The sequence below is a fragment of the Dehalogenimonas formicexedens genome, assembly GCF_001953175.1.
Lineage (GTDB): Bacteria > Chloroflexota > Dehalococcoidia > Dehalococcoidales > Dehalococcoidaceae > Dehalogenimonas > Dehalogenimonas formicexedens.
This window is the reverse complement of record NZ_CP018258.1, coordinates 695008-714477: the sequence shown is the minus strand read 5'-3', so window position 1 is coordinate 714477 and position 19470 is coordinate 695008. Positions and strand designations below refer to the sequence as shown.

The 19470-nt window shown below is 53.2% G+C and carries 23 protein-coding genes; 22 read left to right on the top strand and 1 reads right to left on the bottom strand.

Annotation, left to right across the window (positions count from 1 at the left end):
- Positions 1-6: 6 nt before the first annotated feature.
- From Dform_RS03810 to purN, 4 genes are all read left to right on the top strand, one after another.
- Positions 7-978: a tyrosine recombinase XerC gene (locus Dform_RS03810; protein WP_076003848.1), complete on the top strand. Its 972-nt coding sequence runs from the start codon at positions 7-9 to the stop codon at positions 976-978.
- On the top strand, positions 978-2045 hold the full coding sequence (locus Dform_RS03805) for a M24 family metallopeptidase (RefSeq protein WP_076003847.1): 1068 nt from the start codon (positions 978-980) through the stop codon (positions 2043-2045). The genes Dform_RS03810 and Dform_RS03805 overlap by 1 nt, the downstream gene beginning before the upstream one ends.
- A gap of 121 nt (positions 2046-2166) precedes the next feature.
- Positions 2167-2823: a PHP domain-containing protein gene (locus Dform_RS03800; RefSeq protein ID WP_076003846.1), complete on the top strand. Its 657-nt coding sequence runs from the start codon at positions 2167-2169 to the stop codon at positions 2821-2823.
- On the top strand, positions 2824-3648 hold the full coding sequence (gene purN, locus Dform_RS03795; RefSeq protein WP_076003845.1) for a phosphoribosylglycinamide formyltransferase: 825 nt from the start codon (positions 2824-2826) through the stop codon (positions 3646-3648). It begins immediately after the preceding gene.
- An 83-nt stretch (positions 3649-3731) separates the two neighbouring features.
- On the opposite strand, the gene Dform_RS03790 is transcribed toward purN, so the two are convergent.
- Positions 3732-4127: a hypothetical protein gene (locus Dform_RS03790; protein ID WP_076003844.1), complete on the bottom strand. Its 396-nt coding sequence runs from the start codon at positions 4125-4127 to the stop codon at positions 3732-3734.
- Positions 4128-4379: 252 nt separating this feature from the next.
- Here Dform_RS03790 and Dform_RS03785 point away from each other — a divergent pair, with 252 nt between their 5' ends.
- The 18 genes from Dform_RS03785 (at position 4380) to Dform_RS03700 (ending at position 19469) form a co-directional block, all read left to right on the top strand.
- On the top strand, positions 4380-4691 hold the full coding sequence (locus tag Dform_RS03785; protein WP_076003843.1) for a hypothetical protein: 312 nt from the start codon (positions 4380-4382) through the stop codon (positions 4689-4691).
- Between the two features lie 59 nt (positions 4692-4750).
- Positions 4751-5968 (top strand): homocysteine biosynthesis protein, encoded by a 1218-nt coding sequence (locus Dform_RS03780; protein WP_076003842.1) that lies wholly within the window; start codon positions 4751-4753, stop codon positions 5966-5968.
- A gap of 2 nt (positions 5969-5970) precedes the next feature.
- Positions 5971-6381, top strand: a complete 411-nt coding sequence (locus Dform_RS03775) for an NIL domain-containing protein (RefSeq protein ID WP_076003841.1) — start codon at positions 5971-5973, stop codon at positions 6379-6381.
- A gap of 46 nt (positions 6382-6427) precedes the next feature.
- The gene (locus Dform_RS03770) at positions 6428-7150 is read left to right on the top strand and encodes a UPF0280 family protein (RefSeq protein WP_076003840.1); all 723 of its coding nucleotides are present in this window, start codon (positions 6428-6430) and stop codon (positions 7148-7150) included.
- 96 nt (positions 7151-7246) lie between these two features.
- Positions 7247-7465, top strand: coding sequence for a MerR family transcriptional regulator (locus Dform_RS03765; RefSeq protein ID WP_076003839.1), 219 nt, complete (start codon positions 7247-7249; stop codon positions 7463-7465).
- A 20-nt stretch (positions 7466-7485) separates the two neighbouring features.
- Positions 7486-8568, top strand: a complete 1083-nt coding sequence (locus tag Dform_RS03760; protein ID WP_076003838.1) for a type IV pilus twitching motility protein PilT — start codon at positions 7486-7488, stop codon at positions 8566-8568.
- A gap of 235 nt (positions 8569-8803) precedes the next feature.
- Positions 8804-9175, top strand: coding sequence for an NADH-quinone oxidoreductase subunit A (locus tag Dform_RS03755; RefSeq protein ID WP_076003837.1), 372 nt, complete (start codon positions 8804-8806; stop codon positions 9173-9175).
- Positions 9166-9774 (top strand): NADH-quinone oxidoreductase subunit B, encoded by a 609-nt coding sequence (locus tag Dform_RS03750; protein WP_076003836.1) that lies wholly within the window; start codon positions 9166-9168, stop codon positions 9772-9774. Before Dform_RS03755 ends, Dform_RS03750 begins: the two co-directional genes overlap by 10 nt.
- On the top strand, positions 9774-10223 hold the full coding sequence (locus Dform_RS03745) for an NADH-quinone oxidoreductase subunit C (RefSeq protein ID WP_083635342.1): 450 nt from the start codon (positions 9774-9776) through the stop codon (positions 10221-10223). Before Dform_RS03750 ends, Dform_RS03745 begins: the two co-directional genes overlap by 1 nt.
- Complete coding sequence (locus Dform_RS03740) at positions 10213-11319, top strand: NADH-quinone oxidoreductase subunit D (protein ID WP_076003834.1); 1107 nt, start codon at positions 10213-10215, stop codon at positions 11317-11319. Before Dform_RS03745 ends, Dform_RS03740 begins: the two co-directional genes overlap by 11 nt.
- A 1-nt stretch (position 11320) precedes the next feature.
- The gene (gene nuoH, locus Dform_RS03735) at positions 11321-12373 is read left to right on the top strand and encodes an NADH-quinone oxidoreductase subunit NuoH (RefSeq protein WP_076003833.1); all 1053 of its coding nucleotides are present in this window, start codon (positions 11321-11323) and stop codon (positions 12371-12373) included.
- Positions 12360-12938 (top strand): NuoI/complex I 23 kDa subunit family protein, encoded by a 579-nt coding sequence (locus Dform_RS03730; RefSeq protein ID WP_076003832.1) that lies wholly within the window; start codon positions 12360-12362, stop codon positions 12936-12938. Before nuoH ends, Dform_RS03730 begins: the two co-directional genes overlap by 14 nt.
- Positions 12938-13420, top strand: coding sequence for an NADH-quinone oxidoreductase subunit J family protein (locus tag Dform_RS03725; RefSeq protein WP_076003831.1), 483 nt, complete (start codon positions 12938-12940; stop codon positions 13418-13420). The genes Dform_RS03730 and Dform_RS03725 overlap by 1 nt, the downstream gene beginning before the upstream one ends.
- A 5-nt stretch (positions 13421-13425) precedes the next feature.
- Positions 13426-13731 carry an NADH-quinone oxidoreductase subunit NuoK gene (gene nuoK / locus Dform_RS03720; protein ID WP_076005057.1) on the top strand — a complete coding sequence of 102 codons (306 nt, stop codon included), beginning with the start codon at positions 13426-13428 and terminating at the stop codon, positions 13729-13731.
- Positions 13732-13747: 16 nt separating this feature from the next.
- Positions 13748-15712: an NADH-quinone oxidoreductase subunit L gene (gene nuoL / locus Dform_RS03715; protein WP_225973728.1), complete on the top strand. Its 1965-nt coding sequence runs from the start codon at positions 13748-13750 to the stop codon at positions 15710-15712.
- 14 nt (positions 15713-15726) lie between these two features.
- Positions 15727-17223 carry a complex I subunit 4 family protein gene (locus Dform_RS03710; protein WP_076003830.1) on the top strand — a complete coding sequence of 499 codons (1497 nt, stop codon included), beginning with the start codon at positions 15727-15729 and terminating at the stop codon, positions 17221-17223.
- Positions 17224-18684 (top strand): NADH-quinone oxidoreductase subunit N, encoded by a 1461-nt coding sequence (locus tag Dform_RS03705; RefSeq protein WP_083635341.1) that lies wholly within the window; start codon positions 17224-17226, stop codon positions 18682-18684.
- Positions 18684-19469: a TatD family hydrolase gene (locus tag Dform_RS03700; protein ID WP_076003829.1), complete on the top strand. Its 786-nt coding sequence runs from the start codon at positions 18684-18686 to the stop codon at positions 19467-19469. Before Dform_RS03705 ends, Dform_RS03700 begins: the two co-directional genes overlap by 1 nt.
- Position 19470: the final 1 nt, after the last annotated feature.

Sequence of the window (19470 nt, the reverse complement as noted above, 5' to 3'; positions counted from 1 at the left end):
CTTCAAATGACGCTACCGGATGGCTGGTTCGACGGTTTCATGAACTTTCTGCAGGCGGAACAAAATCTTTCGCCCAGGACAGTGCGTAATTATGTCGCGGATCTCAAAGGTAACCTGGTAGGTGGCGACCCCAAGGGATTTTTCCAGTACCTCGACATGAAAAAACTGAACTTCCCGGACGGTGTGGATAAACACGTGGTGCGCGGCTATATGGCCTGGGTCCTTGACCATGGCATCGTTAAATCATCGGTGGCCAGGAAATTGTCGGCCGTACGCTCGATGTACAAGTATTTATTGCGTGAGGAACTTATTGCCGAAAGCCCTCTGCCATTGAACCGCCACCGGGGCAGCCGGTTATCGGCTTTTTCGTTGAAACTCGATAAGCGTCTTCCCGGATTTTTGACGACCGATGAAATGGCGAAATTACTTGAAGCCCCTGATCCCACCACACCCCAGGGCCTTCGCGACCGGGCGGTCATGGAACTGTTTTATGCCGCCGGTCTCCGGATCTCCGAACTGGTAAGTCTCCAGGTGAACCAGGTCGATCTTTATAGCCGCGAGCTCAGGGTCATCGGCAAGGGTTCGAAGGAAAGGCTGGTGCTTATCGGCCAGCCCGCCGCCGCCGCGATCAAAGTATACCTCAAGCATGGACGACCGAAGCTTCTTGGCAAACGAAAATGCGATGCGTTGTTTTTAAACTACCAGGGTAGCCGCCTGACCGCCCGCTGGATCCAGGAGCAGGTCTTGCATTATGCCAAAGCCGCCGGCCTCCGCCAGGAGGTACACCCGCACCTGCTCCGGCACAGTTTTGCTACCCACCTCCTGGACGGCGGAGCCGACCTTCGGGTCGTACAGGAACTGCTCGGCCACGCCTCGCTGCAAACGACACAGATCTATACCCACGTCAGCCGCAACCAGGCCCGCAAAGTGTATTTGTCCTCTCACCCCATGGCACATGAAGATGAAAAGGAAACCTGATGTCTGAAACTCGAATAAATAACCTCCGCTCCAAATTTGAATCGCTTGCTATCGACGGGGTGTTCGTTTACCAGCCGGAGAACCGGAAATACCTTACCGGATTTGACGGCAGCACCGGTTACGTATTGGTATCGGCTGCGGACGCTGTCCTGGCTACCGACTTCCGTTATGTCGAGCAGGCCCAGGGGGAAGTCTCCGGATGCCGCGTACAGCGCATCGAAGGTCCTATAAAGAATTGGTTTCCCGGACTGGTTTCCGATTCGGGCTTAAAGAGATTAGGTATCGAGGCCGGGTACGCAACCCTATCCGATTTCGACAGGTTCAAGACCGCACTCGAAACCGCCGGCGTAAAAACCGAGCTGGTTCCCATCACCGATGCCGTCGAAAACCTTCGTGTCATCAAGGACGCCGATGAGATAAAGGCGCTGGAAACCGCCGCCCGGATTACTGACGAGGCATTGGTATACATTACCGAAAAATACCTCCGGCCCGGTGTCAGCGAGATCAAGCTGGCCTGGGAGCTGGAGAAATATGTCCGCGAATCGGGCGGCGAATTGTCCTTCCCAACCATCGTTGCCGCCGGTCCGGCCTCGGCTATGGCCCATTCCAAACCTTCGGACCGGTTGTTGGAAGTGAAAGGTCCGGTGGTAATCGATATGGGGGTCAAACTTAATGGATATTGCGCCGACCTCACAAGGACCTTCTGGCTGGCCGACGTCAACTCCAGGTTCGCGGAAATTTATCGGATTGTCCTTCAGGCTCAAAAAGCGGCGATAGAGGGCATCCGGCCGGGAATGACCGGCGCCGAAGCAGACAAACTCGCCCGGGATTACATCGCCGAGGCCGGTTACGCCGATGCCTTCGGCCACAGCCTCGGTCACGGCCTGGGTATGGTGGTCCATGAAAACCCGCGTCTCGGACAGAATTCCTCGGACGTCCTTGTGGAAGGTATGGTCTTCACCATCGAACCCGGCATCTATATCTCCGGCTGGGGCGGCATCCGCATTGAAGACGACGCGGTACTGGAAAATGGTAAAATAAGGCTGCTGACCTCTTCGCTAAAATAAACAAATCATTTTCCTCTCCCCGGCGCGGGAGAGGAACCAAAGAAGGGACATTGTTTTCAATTTTGGATTTTGTGCTTTGGATTTGTTTAGGATTTAGAATTTTAGGATTTAGGATTTTACGTTGAAAGTCGACCTCCACGTCCACACCTTCCATTCAATGGATGCCTCAACTACGTTTGAGCAGCTTCTTGCCCGCTGCAACGAAGTTGGCCTCAGTGCTATCGCCATCGCCGACCACGGTACGGTTGACGGTGCCCTGGAGTTCCAGAAGATCGCCCCTTTTCCCGTCATCGTCGCCGAAGAAGTGTTGACTCCTTTCGGCGAGATTATGGGCATGTTCCTGAAGGAAACCATCCCCAGCGGAACGTCGGTGGAAGACACCGTCGCCGCCATCAAGGAACAAGGAGGTCTAGTCTGCATCCCCCATCCTTTCGACCCCCTGCGCAGTTCGGCGCTCGAAAGCAAAGTCGTCGAAGCTCTGGCTGAAAAAGGTCAGATCGATGTTCTCGAGGTGCTGAACGCCCGAATCCTTTTAGAGTCCGCGGTCCGTCGCGCCGATAAATTCGCTAAAAAATACGGCTTACTGCGCTCTGCGGGTTCCGATGCCCACGGTCCCGAGGAACTCGGCAACGCTTTTTTGGATATGCTTCCCTTCCGAACTCGCGATGAATTCCTGGAGTCTCTGAAAACAGCTGAGATCTGCGGCCGCCGCAATTCACCGCTGGTGCATTTTCATTCCACCGCCCAACGCCTGAAGAAGAAACTGAAGAAAGCCTAGATGTACTCGATCGGTTGGTTCACCACCGCCAAGGGTCAGGGCTCACGCAACCTGTTGAGCGCCGTCCAGGACCGGATCGCCCGCGGCGAAATCGACGCTAAAATCGAATTTGTCTTCCTCTCCCGTGAGCCGGGTGAGTCTCCCGAGACCGACAAATTCATCGACCTGGCCAATTCGTATGGCATCCCGCTGGTCTGTTTTTCGTATAAGAAATACCGGGAATTCAGGGGCGCCCAAAAGGGCACCAAGGTCGACGACCTGCCGGACTGGCGCCTGGATTATGACCGGGAGGTTATCAAACGGCTGAGCGCGTTCCCACACCCCGAGCTTTCGGTCATGGCCGGTTACATGCTGGTTGTCGGCCCGGAGCTCTGTGGTCAATACAACATTATCAACCTTCACCCGGCGGCTCCCGGCGGCCCCGCGGGCACCTGGCAGGAAGTCATTTGGAAGCTCATCGATCAACGAGCCGAGGCTTCCGGCGTCATGATGCACCTGGTGACCCCCGAATTGGATAAAGGCCCGGTCGTAAGTTATTGCCGATATCCTGTTCGTGGGCCCGCGTTCGACGCCCTTTGGGGTAAAATTGACGGGAAAACCTCGATTGAGATCAAATCCGAAGATGGCGAGGCGAACCCGCTTTTCAGAGAAATCCGGCGTCATGGCGCCAGCCGCGAATTACCCCTCATTGGAAATACCGTCAAAGCCTTCAGCAGCGGCCGTGTATCGATTAAAAACGGCGTCATCGTCGACTGCTCCGGCAAGGCCATCGGAGGCTATGACCTTACCACTGAGATTGACGCTGAAGTCCAAAATATCCTGTAACGAGTCAATCGTCACACCTGCCTCATCCTTTTGGACGTGAGAATGGTCTCAGACTGACGCAGCTATTCAGATTGGCGTTTTTTCTACGCCCGGTGTTTGAAGGCGTTCACCATTATCGCGGTCGCAATCCCTGCCAGTATCCCGGCGGCCACGATATTTTCGTTGAGTTCCGTGAACTCACCCAGTCCGATGGCAAGGAAAATGAACCCCAGGATCAAGCGAAACATCACTCCGCGGCGGGATCCGGGGCCCGCGAGTATCGCCAATGCGGAAATCAACAATATCGCGCCGGCCCCCAGACTAAAAATGACTCCTCCGTCCAAAGCCGAATTGTTGACCGAAGGTATCGTATCTAATAGCACAGAGACGGCACCCCAGAACAATACCGCCGCCCAGGTAATAGCAGGGTTCTTGCTTCTAAAGAACCGTTCTTCGAACCTTTCTCGTCTTGTGAAAACGCCATTCTCTGATGTATCCATTGAATTTCTCCTTCACCTGCTTGTTTGGCCATAATACATTCAGCCACGCTTTATGGCATCAGGCGAAATGAGGGTTTTGTACTGTACAAAAAGCGAGGTTTTCCCGAAAAATAATTTTTTGGCAAAAACGACATGAAAGGCTTGACAGCCCATAGGAACACTGGTGCTATAATACCCCGTATGTATATTAGCACGCTTGTGCACTCCAGACGAGGGCATCTGACCGGGACTCGACCATCGGGGGTGCTTGCCATGAACGGCACCGCCGCACCCTTCGGTCGATTTGGGGTCCTGGGCGGGGACCTCGGCGTTCGGATCGGGAATCGTAATGATTTGATTTTGAAATCAATTCCTACGATTGCGCCAAAGCTAAAATTCAGGGATTCGTTTCGCAATAAAAGGTTCTGCGGAACGCCGAAAAACAAATACCATGCGCCACCCTTTGCCAATCAGAACGGATTGTTCCCTTTGTTTTTCATGCCTATTGCCTTATTGATAGTATTTGACATTGGTAGTATTCCCGAAAGGCGGGATTCATTTCATTCGTTTTTACGCGACATATGACGTGCCGCAACGGCATATGTTAATATTTATGTCCGCTACCCGCGCAGACAGAGGTGCTCATGGCTAAGACCATTGAAGAGATCAACCACAAAATCCGCTCCGGCAAAGCAGTTGTTTTCACCGCTGAAGAGATCATCGGCGTTGTCAAAGAACACGGCCTCAAGACAGCGGCGGCCATGGTCGATGTGGTCACAACAGGCACCTTTGGTCCCATGTGCTCCTCTAGCGCCTACTTCAACATCGGTCATTCAAAGCCGCGCATCAAGCTGGGCGGCGGCAAAATCTCTCTCAACGACGTCCCGGCTTACGCCGGATTCGCCGCGGTGGACGTGATGATCGGCGCCAACGCGCTGCCCGATGACGATCCCCGCAACCGCTTCCATCCCGGCGAGTTCAATTACGGCGGCGGCCATGTCATCGAGGAACTTGTAGCCGGCAAGAACATCAAGCTGGTCGCCACCGCCTACGGGACCGACTGCTACCCGCGCAAAAAGCTCGAGACCTGGATAAACATAAAAGACTTAAACGAAGCAGTGCTGTTCAACATGCGCAACTCGTACCAAAATTACAATGTTGCGGTAAACCTGTCAGATAAAGCTATCTACACCTACATGGGCACCCTGAAGCCGAACATGGGCAACGTCAACTACTGCAGCGCCGGCCAGCTTTCGCCATTGTTGAACGACCCCTATTATAAGACGATCGGCATTGGAACTAAGATATTTCTTGGCGGCGGTGAAGGCTTTATCGCCTGGCAGGGCACCCAGTTCAACCCCGGAGTGCCGCGGACCGAAACCGGAGTCCCCAAGCGAGGCTCTGGAACCCTGGCGGTCATCGGCGACTTGAAGCAGATGAATTCCCGCTACCTGATGGGAACCAGTATGTTGGGTTATGGCGTGACGATCTCGGTGGGCCTCGGGGTCCCGATACCGATTCTGGACGAGGACATTCTAAGGCATACAACCGTCACCGACGACGAAATATTTGCCGCCGTGATCGATTACTCCGGCGCTTATCCCAACGTTAAGCCTGACATCGTCGCTGAGGTCTCTTACGGTGAACTTCGCACCGGAAACGTAATGATAAACGGCCGCAAGGTGCCGTCGGCATCTCTCTCCAGTTACCCGCGCGCCCGGGAGATTGCTACGACCCTGAAGGAATGGATATCAGGCGGTAAATTCGAACTCACCCAACCGGTGGCCAGCCTGCCGGGGGTTGAAAGCGGCGTTAAATTCAAGTTGCTTAATGAACGTCCGATTAACGGTAGCGGTGGTTGACGATGACTATTACCAATAAAAAGATTTCGCTGAGGTTTCCTCGACACTTGGTCGACCGGCCGGTGGTCTATCATCTGATCAAGGATTATAACCTTGAGTTAAACATCCTGAAGGCTACCATCAGTAGCGAGGAAGGCCATATGGTCTTGGAACTTCGGGGTGAACGCGCCGATTTTGATAAAGGCATCGAATATCTGACCAAAACCGGACTGATCATCGACACTCTGTGCCGCGAGGTCACCCGTAATGAAGCTCGCTGCACGGACTGCGGGGCTTGCGTAACCATTTGCCCGGCCCAGGCTTTTTCCGTCGATTCCATCAGCCGAGACATCACTTTCGACGAGGAAAAATGTGTTGTCTGCGGCATGTGCATTCTCTCCTGTCCTTCGAGGTCGATGGAACTGCACTTTTAGGATTTCTTCCCGCCGTTTCATACCCATATTGGATTAGGAAAATCGCTTGTACCAGCCTCGCACGTACCGTAAGTGCCATGAAAGCGCCGATCTGGTTTCTTTCACCGTCAGCGTCAAAGAAACCAACCTGTTCATCAGCGCCAAAAGTGATTTAGAACGCAAAGCCCGGAAGCTGGTACTGAAATATCGTTCGATTCTCGAGAAGTACGTTGACGGCCACCCGACATTCCTGACATCCTTGAAGCCGGTCGAGGTCGAAGCAGATGCCCCGCTGATTATCCGGGACATGGCGGCGGCCGCCGGTAAAGCCGGCGTTGGTCCCATGGCATCGGTGGCCGGCGCCGTTGCCGAATACGTCGGCGAAGAACTCTCGAAATATTCCCCCGACGTGATCATCGAAAACGGCGGCGATATCTATCTCAGATCGACACAGGAACGGCTGATCGGCATTTACGCCGGCCTTTCGCCGCTTTCGGGCAAGCTGGGGATCCAAATTGCTCCGAACGATTATCCGTGCGGCGTCTGCACTTCCTCGGGCACCGTAGGCCATTCGCTGTCCTTTGGAAAAGCCGATGCCGTGACTATTATCGCCCCTTCGGCAACCCTCGCAGACGCGGTAGCAACAGCCTGCGCCAATATCGTTCAAACTGCAGCCGATATCGAAAAGGGGTTGGAACTAGCTTCCGAGGTTGACGGGGTAACTGGCGCTATAATCATTGTCGGGGACCGCGTCGGCGTTCAAGGTACGGTACGACTAAAACACCTTTAGTACTATCGGTCATGCCTGACATGACTATATACCCATTTACGAGAGTTGTATCCTGCGCTAAAGTATACCCGAATATAGCCGTGCAGGTTTTGAATTATGTCACTTCAATTAAAAGGCACCACATACTACCGCACCGCTGAAGTTTGCGAATTGGCAGGCATCAGCCGGACAACCCTGTTCCGCTGGTTGAAAAACGACCTGCTCGGGGCAGCGGTTGCCCGTGATAGACGCGGATGGCGGCTGTTTACTGAAGCCGAAGCCGAACTTCTTAAAGCGGAAGCTAACCGGGTCGACGGCGCCTCAGCCGGCGATTAAGGTATTTGGGGAGAAACGCCATGTCTCAAATTGACGAATGGTTAAAATTGCTGGTTGACCTCGGTGGTTCTGACTTGCACCTGAGAGTCCCCAGTCCGCCGGTTCTGCGAATCGATGGTGAATTGGTTATCCGTGATGAGTTTCCTCCTCTAAAAACCTCCGATCTTGAAGGCGTCCTGGACGAGATCACCAAACCGGAACAGAAAGAGACCTTTCTTCGTGAAAAGGAACTCGATTTTGCCTACAGCGTCGTCGGATTAGCCCGCTTCCGGGTGAGTGTGATGCGCCAGAGAGGCACCCTCTCTATGGCTTTCCGGCAGGTTCCGTTTCAGATTTTATCGATGGAAAAACTCGGCGTTCCTATGATCTGCAAAGAGCTTATTGTGAAACCCCGCGGCATGATACTGGTCTGCGGCCCCACCGGATCAGGCAAGTCCACCACTATGGCCGCGATGGTAGATTACCTTAACCAGAACGCTTCCAGAAACGTGATAACTATCGAAGATCCCATTGAATACCTCCATTCCAACAAAAGGTGCCTGATAGCGCAACGTGATCTTGGCGATGATACCAAAGCCTTTGCTGTCGCCCTGAAACATGCCCTCCGGCACGATCCGGACGTTATCGTGGTTGGCGAAATGCGAGATCTGGAGACAATATCGACTGCCATTGCCGCGGCGGAGACCGGCCACCTGGTAGTCGGCACTCTGCATACCACCGATGCGGCTCAGACAGTCGACCGCGTTATTGATATCTTTCCGCCCAATCAACAACAACAGATTCGGCTCCAATTCAGCCAGGTTATTGAGGCGGTGCTTGTCCAGACCCTCGTTCCCCGGCTGAACGCCAAAGGGCGTGTGCCCGCATTTGAAGTAATGACGGCAACCCCCGCCGTCCGCAACCTGATCCGTGAACAAAAAACCCACGAAATCACCAACGTCATCCAATTATCCGGCAAGGATGGGATGCAAACTCTGGATCAGTCGCTGACCGAGCTTTTACGTAAGAACTTGATATCCAAGGAAGAGGCCCTGCTCAAGAGCAGTCATCCTGAAAAACTCCAGAAATTGCTTCAGTACCAGGCAACCGCGGGAATGAGGTAATCAGCCACTCAAGAATTATCGTCATTCCGGTGGGTTAAACCATTCGGTCCATTCCGTCCTATTGCTTCAGGGCTCTATAACAGGTATGCTAATGCAATAAAGCATAGTTACCTGGAGCCGTTTAGCTCTGCGTTCTAAAACCTATCGCAAAGAATATTGCTCGATATTGCCTGGATAAGATATACTGTCTTAATACTTTAGTCTTAGTACTAGTTATCCCGGAGGTCGAAGGCCTGTGCTAACTCAATTCAGCTACGTCGGGCTCTTCCTCATAATCGGGGCGGCTTTTATTCTGGTAACCCTGGGTATCCCCATTGTTTTGACGCGTCTTGGGGTCGTTCCTAAGAAACCATCTAAGGTCAAACAGGAAACATACGAATGCGGCATGGAAACTACCGGCCGCAGCTGGGTCCAATTCAATTTCCGCTACTATATCTTCGCTTTGATGCTCATAGTCGTCGACGTTTTGGCTGTCTTCCTGTATCCGTGGGCGGCGAACCTCGGCGAACTGGGCGCGCCGGCCTTTTTTGTTATCGTTTTCTTTCTGTTTATCATTACGGTCGGCTACGTATACGCCTGGAAAAAGAAGGCACTGGAATGGCAATAGACCCCACTCATCGCGGGATATATTCAGCAATGGATATGGACATCCGGGAGGGTGGCGAGATCGAAGCATTCTACGCCGGCCACCAGGAACCGATTGCGGATCCTATTGATTGGATAAACGCGCCGCCCCTGCCTCAGAATGTCCTGCTCACCAGCGTTGATAAAATTATCAATTGGTCTCGGCGTTCTTCGGTCTGGCCGGTGACCTTCGGGTTGGCCTGTTGCGCCATCGAAATGATGTGTACAGCCGCATCCAGATTCGACCTCGCCCGGTTCGGGATGGAGATTTTCCGGGCCTCGCCAAGGCAAGCCGACCTCATGATTGTGGCGGGAACGTTGACCTGGAAAATGGCCCCCTGGCTCCGGCGTATCTACGACCAGATGCCTGAACCCAAATGGGTGCTGGCCATGGGCGCTTGCGGCACCTCGGGAGGAATTTTTAAGGGGTCGTATTCGGTATTACCGGGTTTCAATAAGGTCGTCCCTATCGATGTTTATGTCCCCGGTTGCCCGCCCCGGCCGGAAGCGCTGATCAAAGCCGTTACCGACATCCACGATAAGATCGAGAAGATGCATCCTACCAGGAAGGCCGGGGAATAGTGAAAAACCTGGATTTCATTCCCGTCTCCCGGCGGATTATCGAGCGTTTCGGTGAGGGTTCGGTTGCAGCGGACGACAAAAGGCTGATGGTTCATCGTGAACATCTTGCGGATATCGCTTTATTTCTTAAAGAGGATCCAGATCTTTCACTGGATTACCTGAATTCGATAACAGGAATAGATCATAAAACTCATTTCACAGTTGTTTATCACCTGACTTCCCTGGCTAAAAAGCACCGGCTTACCTTCAGAACTGATCTGGACGACCGGAATACTCCATCGCTGCCATCCGTCACCTCGGTATGGCGAGGTGCCGACTTTCAAGAGCGTGAAATTTTTGACCTGATGGGAATTGAATTCACCGGCCACCCCAATCTTAAGCGCATATTTCTCTGGGAGGGTTTCCCCGGTTACCCCCTTCGAAAGGACTGGGTAAACCGTGACGCTTAAGACCGAACAATATGTCATTAATATCGGCCCGCAACACCCGAGTACCCATGGAGTGTTCCGTTTCCGGTTGACTCTAGATGGCGAGGTGATAACCGACGTCGAACCAATCTTCGGGTACCTTCACAGGGGCATGGAAAAAATCGCCGAAGGACGAAACTACACTAAAAACATTCCGCTCACCGACCGGCTTGATTATCTGTCTTCAATGATCAATAACCATGCCTATTGCATGGCTGTCGAGAACCTGATGGGGGTCAAGGTCCCCGAAAGAGCCGAATACATCAGGGTTATCATGTCTGAACTTCAGCGGATTGCCAGTCACCTGGCTGGCATAGGTTTCTTCCTTAACGATATCGGCGCATTCATGACCCCTCTTCTCTATATGTTCAGGGAACGCGAGAAGATCGTTGAGCTTTTCGATATGGTCTGCGGCCAGCGGCTCAACTACAACTACATGCGTTTCGGCGGCGTATCGATGGACCTTCCAAGAGATTTCCTGCCGGCTTTGAACAAACTCCTGGGCCAGTTGCCCGGCTATGTTGACGAATATGACAAGCTCATTTCAACCAATGAGATTGCCCTGGTCAGGGCCAAAGGCGTCGGCATCCTGCCGCGGGAATTGGCCATCAACGCTTCGGCTGCCGGTCCCGTGCTTCGGGGCAGCGGCGTGAGATGGGACCTTCGCAAAGATCAACCATACTCCATATATGAACGGTTCGAGTTCGATATCCCGACCGGTGAAACGGGCGACACATACGACCGTTACATTGTACGGCTGGAAGAAATCCGCCAAAGCGTCCGGATATTGAAACAGGCTGTCAGCCAATTGCCTGAGGGCGAGACTCTTGCTAAGGTATCCAAACTTGTGAGACCTCCGGCAGGATCGGAAACGTACGCCGCCGTTGAGGGTCCTAAAGGCGAACTGGGTTTCTTCGTTGCCTCTGACGGCACCGAGAATCCGTACCGCTGGCACGTCCGCGCTCCAAGCCTGATAAACTTGACGGTCATCCGGGAGATGCTCCTCGGTTGGAAGGTCGCCGACCTGATGGCCATTTTCGGCAGCATCGATATTGTTATGGGCGAGGTGGACAGGTAACATGGACTGGCTCCACTTTGCCGTGTTCACCGTGATTATTTTCATCTTTGTCATCAGCGGAGTGCTGTTTTTCATCTGGTACGAGCGCCGCGGCCTGGGACGCTTTCAGATCCGCCCCGGACCGAACAGGGCGGGTCCGTTTGGGTTGCTCCAACCGGTGGCTGACGCCGTTAAGGTACTTCTTAAAGAAGATATAGTGCCGGCGCTGGCGGATAAGCCGGTCCATTTCCTCGCTCCCCTCATCGCGTTCGTTCCAGCGCTGGCGGTATTCGCCGTCATCCCGTTTGGTGATGGAGCATTACTGGCAAACCTCAACATCGGCATTTTGTATATCATGTCGGTAAGCTCAATTGTAGTCATCGGGATCTTCATGGCCGGCTGGTCTTCTTCCAACAAATATTCCCTTCTGGGCGCCATGCGCACCATAGCCCAGGAAGTCAGCTATGAGATCCCCCTGGTGCTTTCGATATTAGGAGCTGTGATGCTGGCCGGCTCTCTTTCGTTAAATGATATCGTCAAAGCCCAGAACGTCCCGTTTATCTTGCTGCAGCCCCTGGGCTTTTTGATCTATATGACCGCCGCCATGGCTGAGATAAATCGTACTCCCTTCGATCTCCTGGAGGCGGACTCGGAAATCATCGCGGGGTTCCAGACCGAATATTCGGGGATGAAGTTCGGCCTTTTCTACCTCACGGAATATGCAGAAACCCTATCGGTTTCGGCTATCGCCAGCACCCTGTTCTTGGGAGGCTGGGCAGGACCGTTATTGCCTGGTTTCGTCTGGCTGTTGATCAAGATCGTCGCCGTTTTTACGTTCATAATGTGGGTCCGGGCAACCTTTCCCCGGCTTAGGATCGACCAGGTCATGGCTTTCGGCTGGAAATTTCTGTTACCGCTAGCTATGCTCAACCTGGTGCTGACCGCCATCCTTGTGTTGACCGGGCTCAACGACAAGGTTTGGCTGGCGGTACCTTTGAATTTTGCTCTCGCTTTTATACTTATCATCGGCGCCAGCCGTCAGTTCCGGACCGGAGGCGGCCATGTCATCGTTTAAACACTTTGGCGAGGGGCTCCTCCGTGGCCTTGATGTAACCGCTAAGCACCTGGGACGCAAGTGGATCACGGTTCAGTATCCTGAGCAGAAATTGGTCATGTCGCAACGGTTAAGGGGCACGGATATTATCTGGGACCGCTCAAGCTGCATCTCCTGCCGGGCTTGCGAGCGCGCATGCCCCGTGGGGTGCATATCCATGGCAGTCTCCCGAGGTGAAGATAAAAAGCTCAAGACCGATGATTTTACAATTGATTTCGGTTTGTGCATATTCTGCGGTTTGTGCATCGAGGCTTGCCCCACCGGAATCTCGATTTACCTCGGTTATAATTACGCAAATACAACCTATCACTGTTCATCGGCAAAAGAATCGAAAACGGGCAGCACCCCGTCGGATGGTCGCTGTATCGAACTGGTCAGATCTAATGATGCGTTGCTGGTGGATGATGTTGCCCGCCCCCGCTCCGGGTACTACCGTCCTGAAGTCGAAGCCAACCTCAAGCAGCAAACTCTGTTGATCAACCAGACAAGCTACCTGGAAGACCTGAAACGGAAGGGCGAAAGATAATGGTTGCCGCTTTTCTGCTTTTTTCGGTTGGCATTATCGTCAGCGCTTTAGCTGTGGTTCTACTTAAAAATATTTTTCGCGCATCGCTCATGCTGGTCTTTTGCTTCTTCCTGATTGCCGGACTGTTTGCCAGTCTATCGGCAGACTTCCTCGCTGCGATCCAGGTGCTGATATATGTCGGGGCGATTTCGGTGCTTATCATTCTGGCGATCATGCTGACACGGGAAATAACTTTGGGTAGCCTGACCAATAAACTTGGGATACCTGCCCTGGTAGCCAGCGGTTTTGTTTCCGTTTCACTCATCGTTACCGCTATCAATACGGATTGGCCGGTATCACAAGCGCCTCCCGCAGACCCCACAACTCCGTTGTTGGCGAACCTGCTCTTTTCACCCGAACATTTCATGCTTCCCCTTGAGATGGCGGCGGTGCTCCTTTTAACCACCATCATCGGCGCGATTATTTTGGTGAGGGACAAATAGTGGAAATTGGACTGAACCATTATCTTGTCCTTTCGGCGGTGCTTTTCGGTATCGGCCTCTGGGGCGCACTTTCCAAGAAAAGTGCCGTCGTCATTCTCATGTGCATCGAATTGATGCTGAATGCGGCAGCCATCGCCATGGTAGCCTTCTCGCGTTTCGTAGCGCCCGACCTGCTGACCGGCCAAGTTTTTGCGATCTTCATCATCGTGGTCGCGGCGGCGGAAGCCACTGTCGCCCTGGCGATAATTATGTCGATCTACCGCAGCAGGGATAGCATCGACGCCACGAAGATCGATCTAATGAAATGGTGAAATTGGAGCCGGCGGTTTGATCACACCGTTCTTTATTTGGGCGATCTTTGGGCTGCCTCTGTTGGCGTTCGCATTGATCGCGCTCATCGTTAAACCGTTTTTAAAAACCCGGCCTGAGGTCAGCGGTTACATTGGTATTCTGGCGGCCGGAATATGCCTGGCTCTTTCGGCCTGGGCACTCGCCGGAGTAATACAATCTCCTCATCATGAGATCACCATGTCCCCGTTGAACTGGCTCTCCATCGGGAGTCTCCAGATTCAGCCCGGCATTATCCTCGACAGCCTGACCGCCGTCATGCTGGTAGTCATTACCGCGGTCGCCCTAATGGTCAATATCTACTCAATGGGATACATGGCTGAAGACCCAGGATTCGAGCGATATTTCGCCGTCCTTTCTCTTTTCAGCGCCTCGATGATAGGTCTGGTCTTGTCGGACAACCTCTTCGTCACCTTCATGTTCTGGGAATTGGTGGGCTTGTGTTCATACCTGCTTATCGGATTCTGGTTTCAGCGCCCCGCCGCGGCGGCAGCGGCTAAAAAAGCCTTCATTGTCACCAGGATCGGCGATTTCGGTTTTCTGGCGGCGATTCTCGTCCTTTTTGCCAACGCCGGAACGCTGGATATTCGGGAGCTAAATAACTTAGCAATCGCGGGCGTTCTGGCCGGAGGGATTATCACCTGGGCGGCTCTGGGTATTTTCCTCGGCGCCATGGGTAAAAGCGCCCAGTTCCCGCTTCACGTCTGGCTGCCGGATGCCATGGAAGGTCCGACACCCGTTTCAGCTCTGATCCACGCGGCTACGATGGTCGCGGCCGGGGTATTTCTGGTAGCCCGGACGTACCCGTTGTTCGAACACTCCGCCACCGCATTGATGACAGTTGCGGTGATTGGCGGAATCACCGCCATTTTCGCGGCCAGCATGGGACTCGTTATGCACGACATGAAACGGGTCCTGGCTTATTCAACAATCTCGCAACTCGGATACATGATGCTCGGATTGGGCACCGGCGGCATTGCCATCGCCATGTTCCACCTGATGAACCACGCCTTCTTCAAAAGCCTGCTGTTTCTCGGTTCCGGCTCTGTCAATCACTCCACTGGGACGTTCGATCTCCGTCAGATGGGCGGTCTGAAAAGCAAATTGCCAAAGACGTATTGGACAATGGTCGTCGCCTCCCTCTCAATGGCAGGTATTTGGCCATTATCCGGTTTTTTCAGCAAGGACGAGATAGTCGCCGGGTCTTCAACGCAGCCCATTCTGATGATTTTCGCGCTCGTAACCGTATTCCTGACCGCCTTCTACATGTTCCGTCTGATCTTCCTGGCTTTCCACGGCACGTACCGGGGGCAGGGTCATCCGCACAAACCCCCAGCGGTGATGACCACACCGCTTATCATCCTGGCGGTTCCAGCGGCATTCTCCGGCTTTATAAACCTTACCGGAGGTTTCGACGGGCTTTTCGGTCACGGTGAGACGTATAGCCCTCTGGAAGGATTGTTCGGCGTGTTCAAAGAACCGGTCACCTGGATTTCGTTGCTCCTTGCGGTTTCGGGCATCTTTCTCGCTTATTCGATTTACCTCAAGGGTTGGCTGTCAGCCGAGAATATCTCCCGGAGATTCGGAGCGCTGTACGAGCTGGTCCGGCGCAAATACTTCTTCGATGAGCTATACGAGAAGATCATAGGTGAGTTGCTGCTTCTGCGGGGTGTTTTCACGGGTTTCCAATATTTCGACTCCCGGTTGTTAGACAATGGGTTGAACACGATCATTGTTGAAAACGTGATTACCCGTTCGCTTTTCGGGCGGTTCAAGTACTTCGACGAGAAGGCGGTAGATGGCGCGGTAGATGCCGTGGCTGACAATACCATCGCTGCCGGCTCAAGGTTGAGGCGCCTACAAACAGGCCGTCTCCAGACCTACGGATTATTCATCGCTTTCGGCATCATGGCAATAGTCGTCGTCGTATTTCTTGCCGGCTAAAGAGGAGGTAGCATTTGCATATCCCATTATTGACACTTACCATCGCTATCCCGATCGCCGGGATGCTTCTGATAGCTTTTTGGCCTCGACTTTCTCCAAGAACCATCAAATGGGTGTCTCTCGTCGCCACCGCAATTCCTCTGCTCGTTTCACTGTTCGTCTTTGCCGGCTTCGATCGCTCGGATTCGATGAGTGGCGTCATGCAGTTCACTGAAAAACTATCGTGGATTCCGCTCATCAACGCCAATTATTCTCTGGGAGTCGACGGGCTGTCACTTCCTTTCCTGCTGTTGACGACATTTATTGGTTTCCTGGTAATCCTGATTTCATGGAAAATCGATCTCAGGGTCAGGGAATATTTCGCCTGGGTGCTGCTCCTGCAGGCCGCCATCACCGGAGTCTTTATCGCCACCGATTTCCTTCTGTTCTTCATCTTCTGGGAGCTTGAATTGATCCCCATGTACTTCCTGATCGCCATCTGGGGCGCCGGGCGGAGGGAGTATTCGGCTCTCAAGTACGTTCTTTACACCTTGCTGGGCGGCGCTTTTATCCTCGCTGGCATTTTGATCCTTTATTTCGCAACAGGTTCTCTGGACATGGTGAACCTGATCAACACCGATCTGACCGGGGTCATGAAATCCGGCATGTTGGCGCTCACATTCGTCTTTTTCTTCCTTGGGTTCGCCATCAAGTTACCGGTCTTTCCATTCCATACCTGGCTGCCGGACGCACATACGGATGCTCCGACGGCGGTTTCAGTGATCCTTGCCGGCACGCTCCTGAAAATGGGCGGCTACGCCATGATCCGCATCAATGCCGCCATGTTCCCGGATGAAGCGCTTAAATTCGCGCCGGTTATTCTTGTGCTGGCCGTAATCAACGTCATTTACGGCGGCGCGATTACACTCAAGCAAACGGATATCAAGCGCCTGATTGCGTACTCTTCCATCAGTCATATGGGATTTGTCCTGCTCGGCATCTTTGCGCTTGGTCAAATATCGATGGTCGGAGCTTCGCTCCAGATGGTCTCCCACGGTATTATCACCGGGCTTTTATTCGCCATCGTGGGCGTGGTGATGCACAACAGCCACGAACGCAGCATTCCGAAGCTCGGAGGTCTGGCTAACCAAATGCCGCGGACGGCGGTTATCTTTATCCTGGGCGGCTTGGGCGCTATGGCTGTACCAGCGACCTCGGGCTTCATCGCAGAAGTTACAGTGTTCCTGGGCTCCTTCAGCAGCGGGGTCGTCGGGGGTATCCAGGTCTTCACCCTGCTATGCTTGTTGGGTATTCTATTAGCCGCGGCGTACATTTTGTGGACTGTTCAGCGCGTGTTCTTTGGCCTGCCGCACCCCAAATTCGAAGGTGTCCATGACGCGGACAGGGTTGAGCAGACATTCTCCATCATATTCATCGCGGCAATGTTCGTCATTGGCTTGTACCCCCGCGTTATCACCGACATCATCGATAGCGGGATACGTCCGATCGCGGCCGTTTTCGGAGGTTCATAGTTGAACTACAGCCTCCTGGCACCCGAGTTCATCGTTCTTGGAACGGCTGTTGCCGTAATCCTGGTCGACCTGTTTGCCTCTAACAAGAAGACACTGGTTGGCCTTTCTGTTGCCGGGCTGATTGCGTCGATCGTCGTGGCCGCCTTTCAATGGCCTTCCACTCCGCAGAGCCTCTTCGGCGGCATGATCGCCCACGATTCACTCGCCGGTTTTTTCAAGATATTTTTCCCGATAATGGCCGGCCTTGTAGTCCTCGCTTCAGCGGACTACGTTGAAAACTTTAAAAAATTCCAGGGCGAATATCACGCCCTTGTCTTATTGGCTGCCCTGGGCATGATGCTTATCGCTCAATCTTCCAATTTGATTACGTTGTATCTTTCATTGGAGATCACCGCTGTCTCTTTTTACGTGCTGGTAGGCATCCAGAAAGATAAGAAATCGACTGAGTCGGCGCTGAAATACGTTCTGCTCTCAGGCGTCGCCTCGGCGGTGCTGGTTTACGGCATGGCCCTGGTTTTCGGGTTCACCGGGTTCACCGGGCTGTCCGAAATCGCCGGGGCACTCCAATCTATGCCACCTTCCCATATTTTAGGCAGTCCGGGTTTATTAATGGGATTGATATTCGTCATCGCCGGTTTGGGGTTCAAGATTGCCGCCGTCCCGTTTCAATTCTGGGTCCCGGACGTTTATGAAGGCGCACCGACGCCCATTACGATGTATCTTTCCGTGGCTTCCAAGGCGGCTGGTTTCGCACTGGTAATCAGAGTGCTAAGCAGCGCGTTCATCGAGCCGTCTGCGCTGGCTAACCAGTGGGCGCCGGTTGTTGCCGTGATAGCAGCGATAGGGATGACCGCCGGCAACCTGATGGCAATTCCTCAAAGGAACATCAAACGCCTGCTCGGTTATTCGACCATTGCCCACGCTGGTTACATGCTAGTTGGTTTGGCGGCTTTGGGCAGCCAACCATCAAACTCGAGCCTGGCGATTGGAAGTGTTCTTTTTTATCTTATTTGCTTCGCGGTGAGCGATCTGGCGGCTTTTATCTGCATCATCGCCGTTTCAAGACAACTAAAGAGCGATGACTTCCCAGCCTATGCGGGGTTGGCTCGTACCTCTCCAATTATAGCCGGCGCCCTGACGTTGGCACTGCTTTCCCTTACCGGATTTCCGCCTACGGCTGGATTCTTGGCCAAATTTTATGTTTTCAATGCCGGTGTCCAGGCGGATCTGTTGTGGCTTGTGGTTATCGCTGCGATCAATACGGTGATCTCGGCTTACTACTATTTTGGCGTCATCAAGGTTCTCTGGTTAAGAGCACCCGCCGCCCCTGCCACCGTCCCAGCCTCGAACCCGCTGAAGACTGCTCTTGCCATATCGACGATCGGCATCCTGATCCTTGGCATAGTGCCAGCGGCAGCGTTGAAATTGTCTGAGGCGGCGGCAGCGATATTTGTACCTTAATGCCGCTGAACTTGATCGATAGCCATGCTCACCTCGATCTGCCGGATTTCAACCCGGATTTCGGTGATGTTCTAAACCGCGCCAAATGGGCGGGAATCCAGGTCATAATTACCATCGGAATAGATTTGCCATCGAGTAAAAAAGCGGTCGAACTGGCGAAGCATTATCAAAATATCTATGCCACCGTCGGCATCCATCCTACTGAAACCGCCGCGTTCACTGATAATTCACGAAATGAAATCACAGAATTAGCGAAAAGCCCAAAAGTAGTTGCGATTGGCGAGACAGGACTGGATTTTTACCACAAACCGTTTTCCGAAAGCCAGCAGCTCGAAATCTTGAAATTCCAACTCGAACTTGCGGTGGAAACCGGCAAACCGGTCGTCGTACACTGTCGGGAGGCCGATTCTGTGTTGGTACCGATTCTCATTGATTGGGCTAAAACCTGTCACCGCCACCCCAAGGGAGTCATCCACTGCTTTAACGGATCGATCGATACAGCACGGAAATATTTGGATGCCGGCTTCTTCATCTCGCTTGGCGGCTATGTGACTTATCCCTCGTCGCGGAAGAATCATGAAGTTTACCGGTTTGTCCCCCAGGATCGGCTATTATTGGAAACTGACTGCCCGTTTCTTCCGCCGCAAACTCAACGGGGAAAGCGCAATGAACCCTCTTATCTTATCCAAACTGCTCAGGCTCTAGCTGAAATCAGAGGTGTTCCGATCGAAAATATTGCGGAAAATACCACCCGGAACACAGGGAATTTGTTTAGATTAGGGTAAT

Bases quoted from the DNA above. Each gene is read 5' to 3' on its own strand.
- Dform_RS03810 (WP_076003848.1), top strand. From the start codon at position 7: ATGACGCTACCGGATGGCTGGTTCGACGGTTTCATGAACTTTCTGCAG.
- Dform_RS03805 (WP_076003847.1), top strand. From the start codon at position 978: ATGTCTGAAACTCGAATAAATAACCTCCGCTCCAAATTTGAATCGCTT.
- purN (WP_076003845.1), top strand. From the start codon at position 2,824: ATGTACTCGATCGGTTGGTTCACCACCGCCAAGGGTCAGGGCTCACGC.
- Dform_RS03790 (WP_076003844.1), bottom strand. From the start codon at position 4,127: ATGGATACATCAGAGAATGGCGTTTTCACAAGACGAGAAAGGTTCGAA.
- Dform_RS03785 (WP_076003843.1), top strand. From the start codon at position 4,380: ATGAACGGCACCGCCGCACCCTTCGGTCGATTTGGGGTCCTGGGCGGG.
- Dform_RS03780 (WP_076003842.1), top strand. From the start codon at position 4,751: ATGGCTAAGACCATTGAAGAGATCAACCACAAAATCCGCTCCGGCAAA.
- Dform_RS03775 (WP_076003841.1), top strand. From the start codon at position 5,971: ATGACTATTACCAATAAAAAGATTTCGCTGAGGTTTCCTCGACACTTG.
- Dform_RS03765 (WP_076003839.1), top strand. From the start codon at position 7,247: ATGTCACTTCAATTAAAAGGCACCACATACTACCGCACCGCTGAAGTT.
- Dform_RS03760 (WP_076003838.1), top strand. From the start codon at position 7,486: ATGTCTCAAATTGACGAATGGTTAAAATTGCTGGTTGACCTCGGTGGT.
- Dform_RS03750 (WP_076003836.1), top strand. From the start codon at position 9,166: ATGGCAATAGACCCCACTCATCGCGGGATATATTCAGCAATGGATATG.
- nuoH (WP_076003833.1), top strand. From the start codon at position 11,321: ATGGACTGGCTCCACTTTGCCGTGTTCACCGTGATTATTTTCATCTTT.
- Dform_RS03730 (WP_076003832.1), top strand. From the start codon at position 12,360: ATGTCATCGTTTAAACACTTTGGCGAGGGGCTCCTCCGTGGCCTTGAT.
- Dform_RS03725 (WP_076003831.1), top strand. From the start codon at position 12,938: ATGGTTGCCGCTTTTCTGCTTTTTTCGGTTGGCATTATCGTCAGCGCT.
- Dform_RS03700 (WP_076003829.1), top strand. From the start codon at position 18,684: ATGCCGCTGAACTTGATCGATAGCCATGCTCACCTCGATCTGCCGGAT.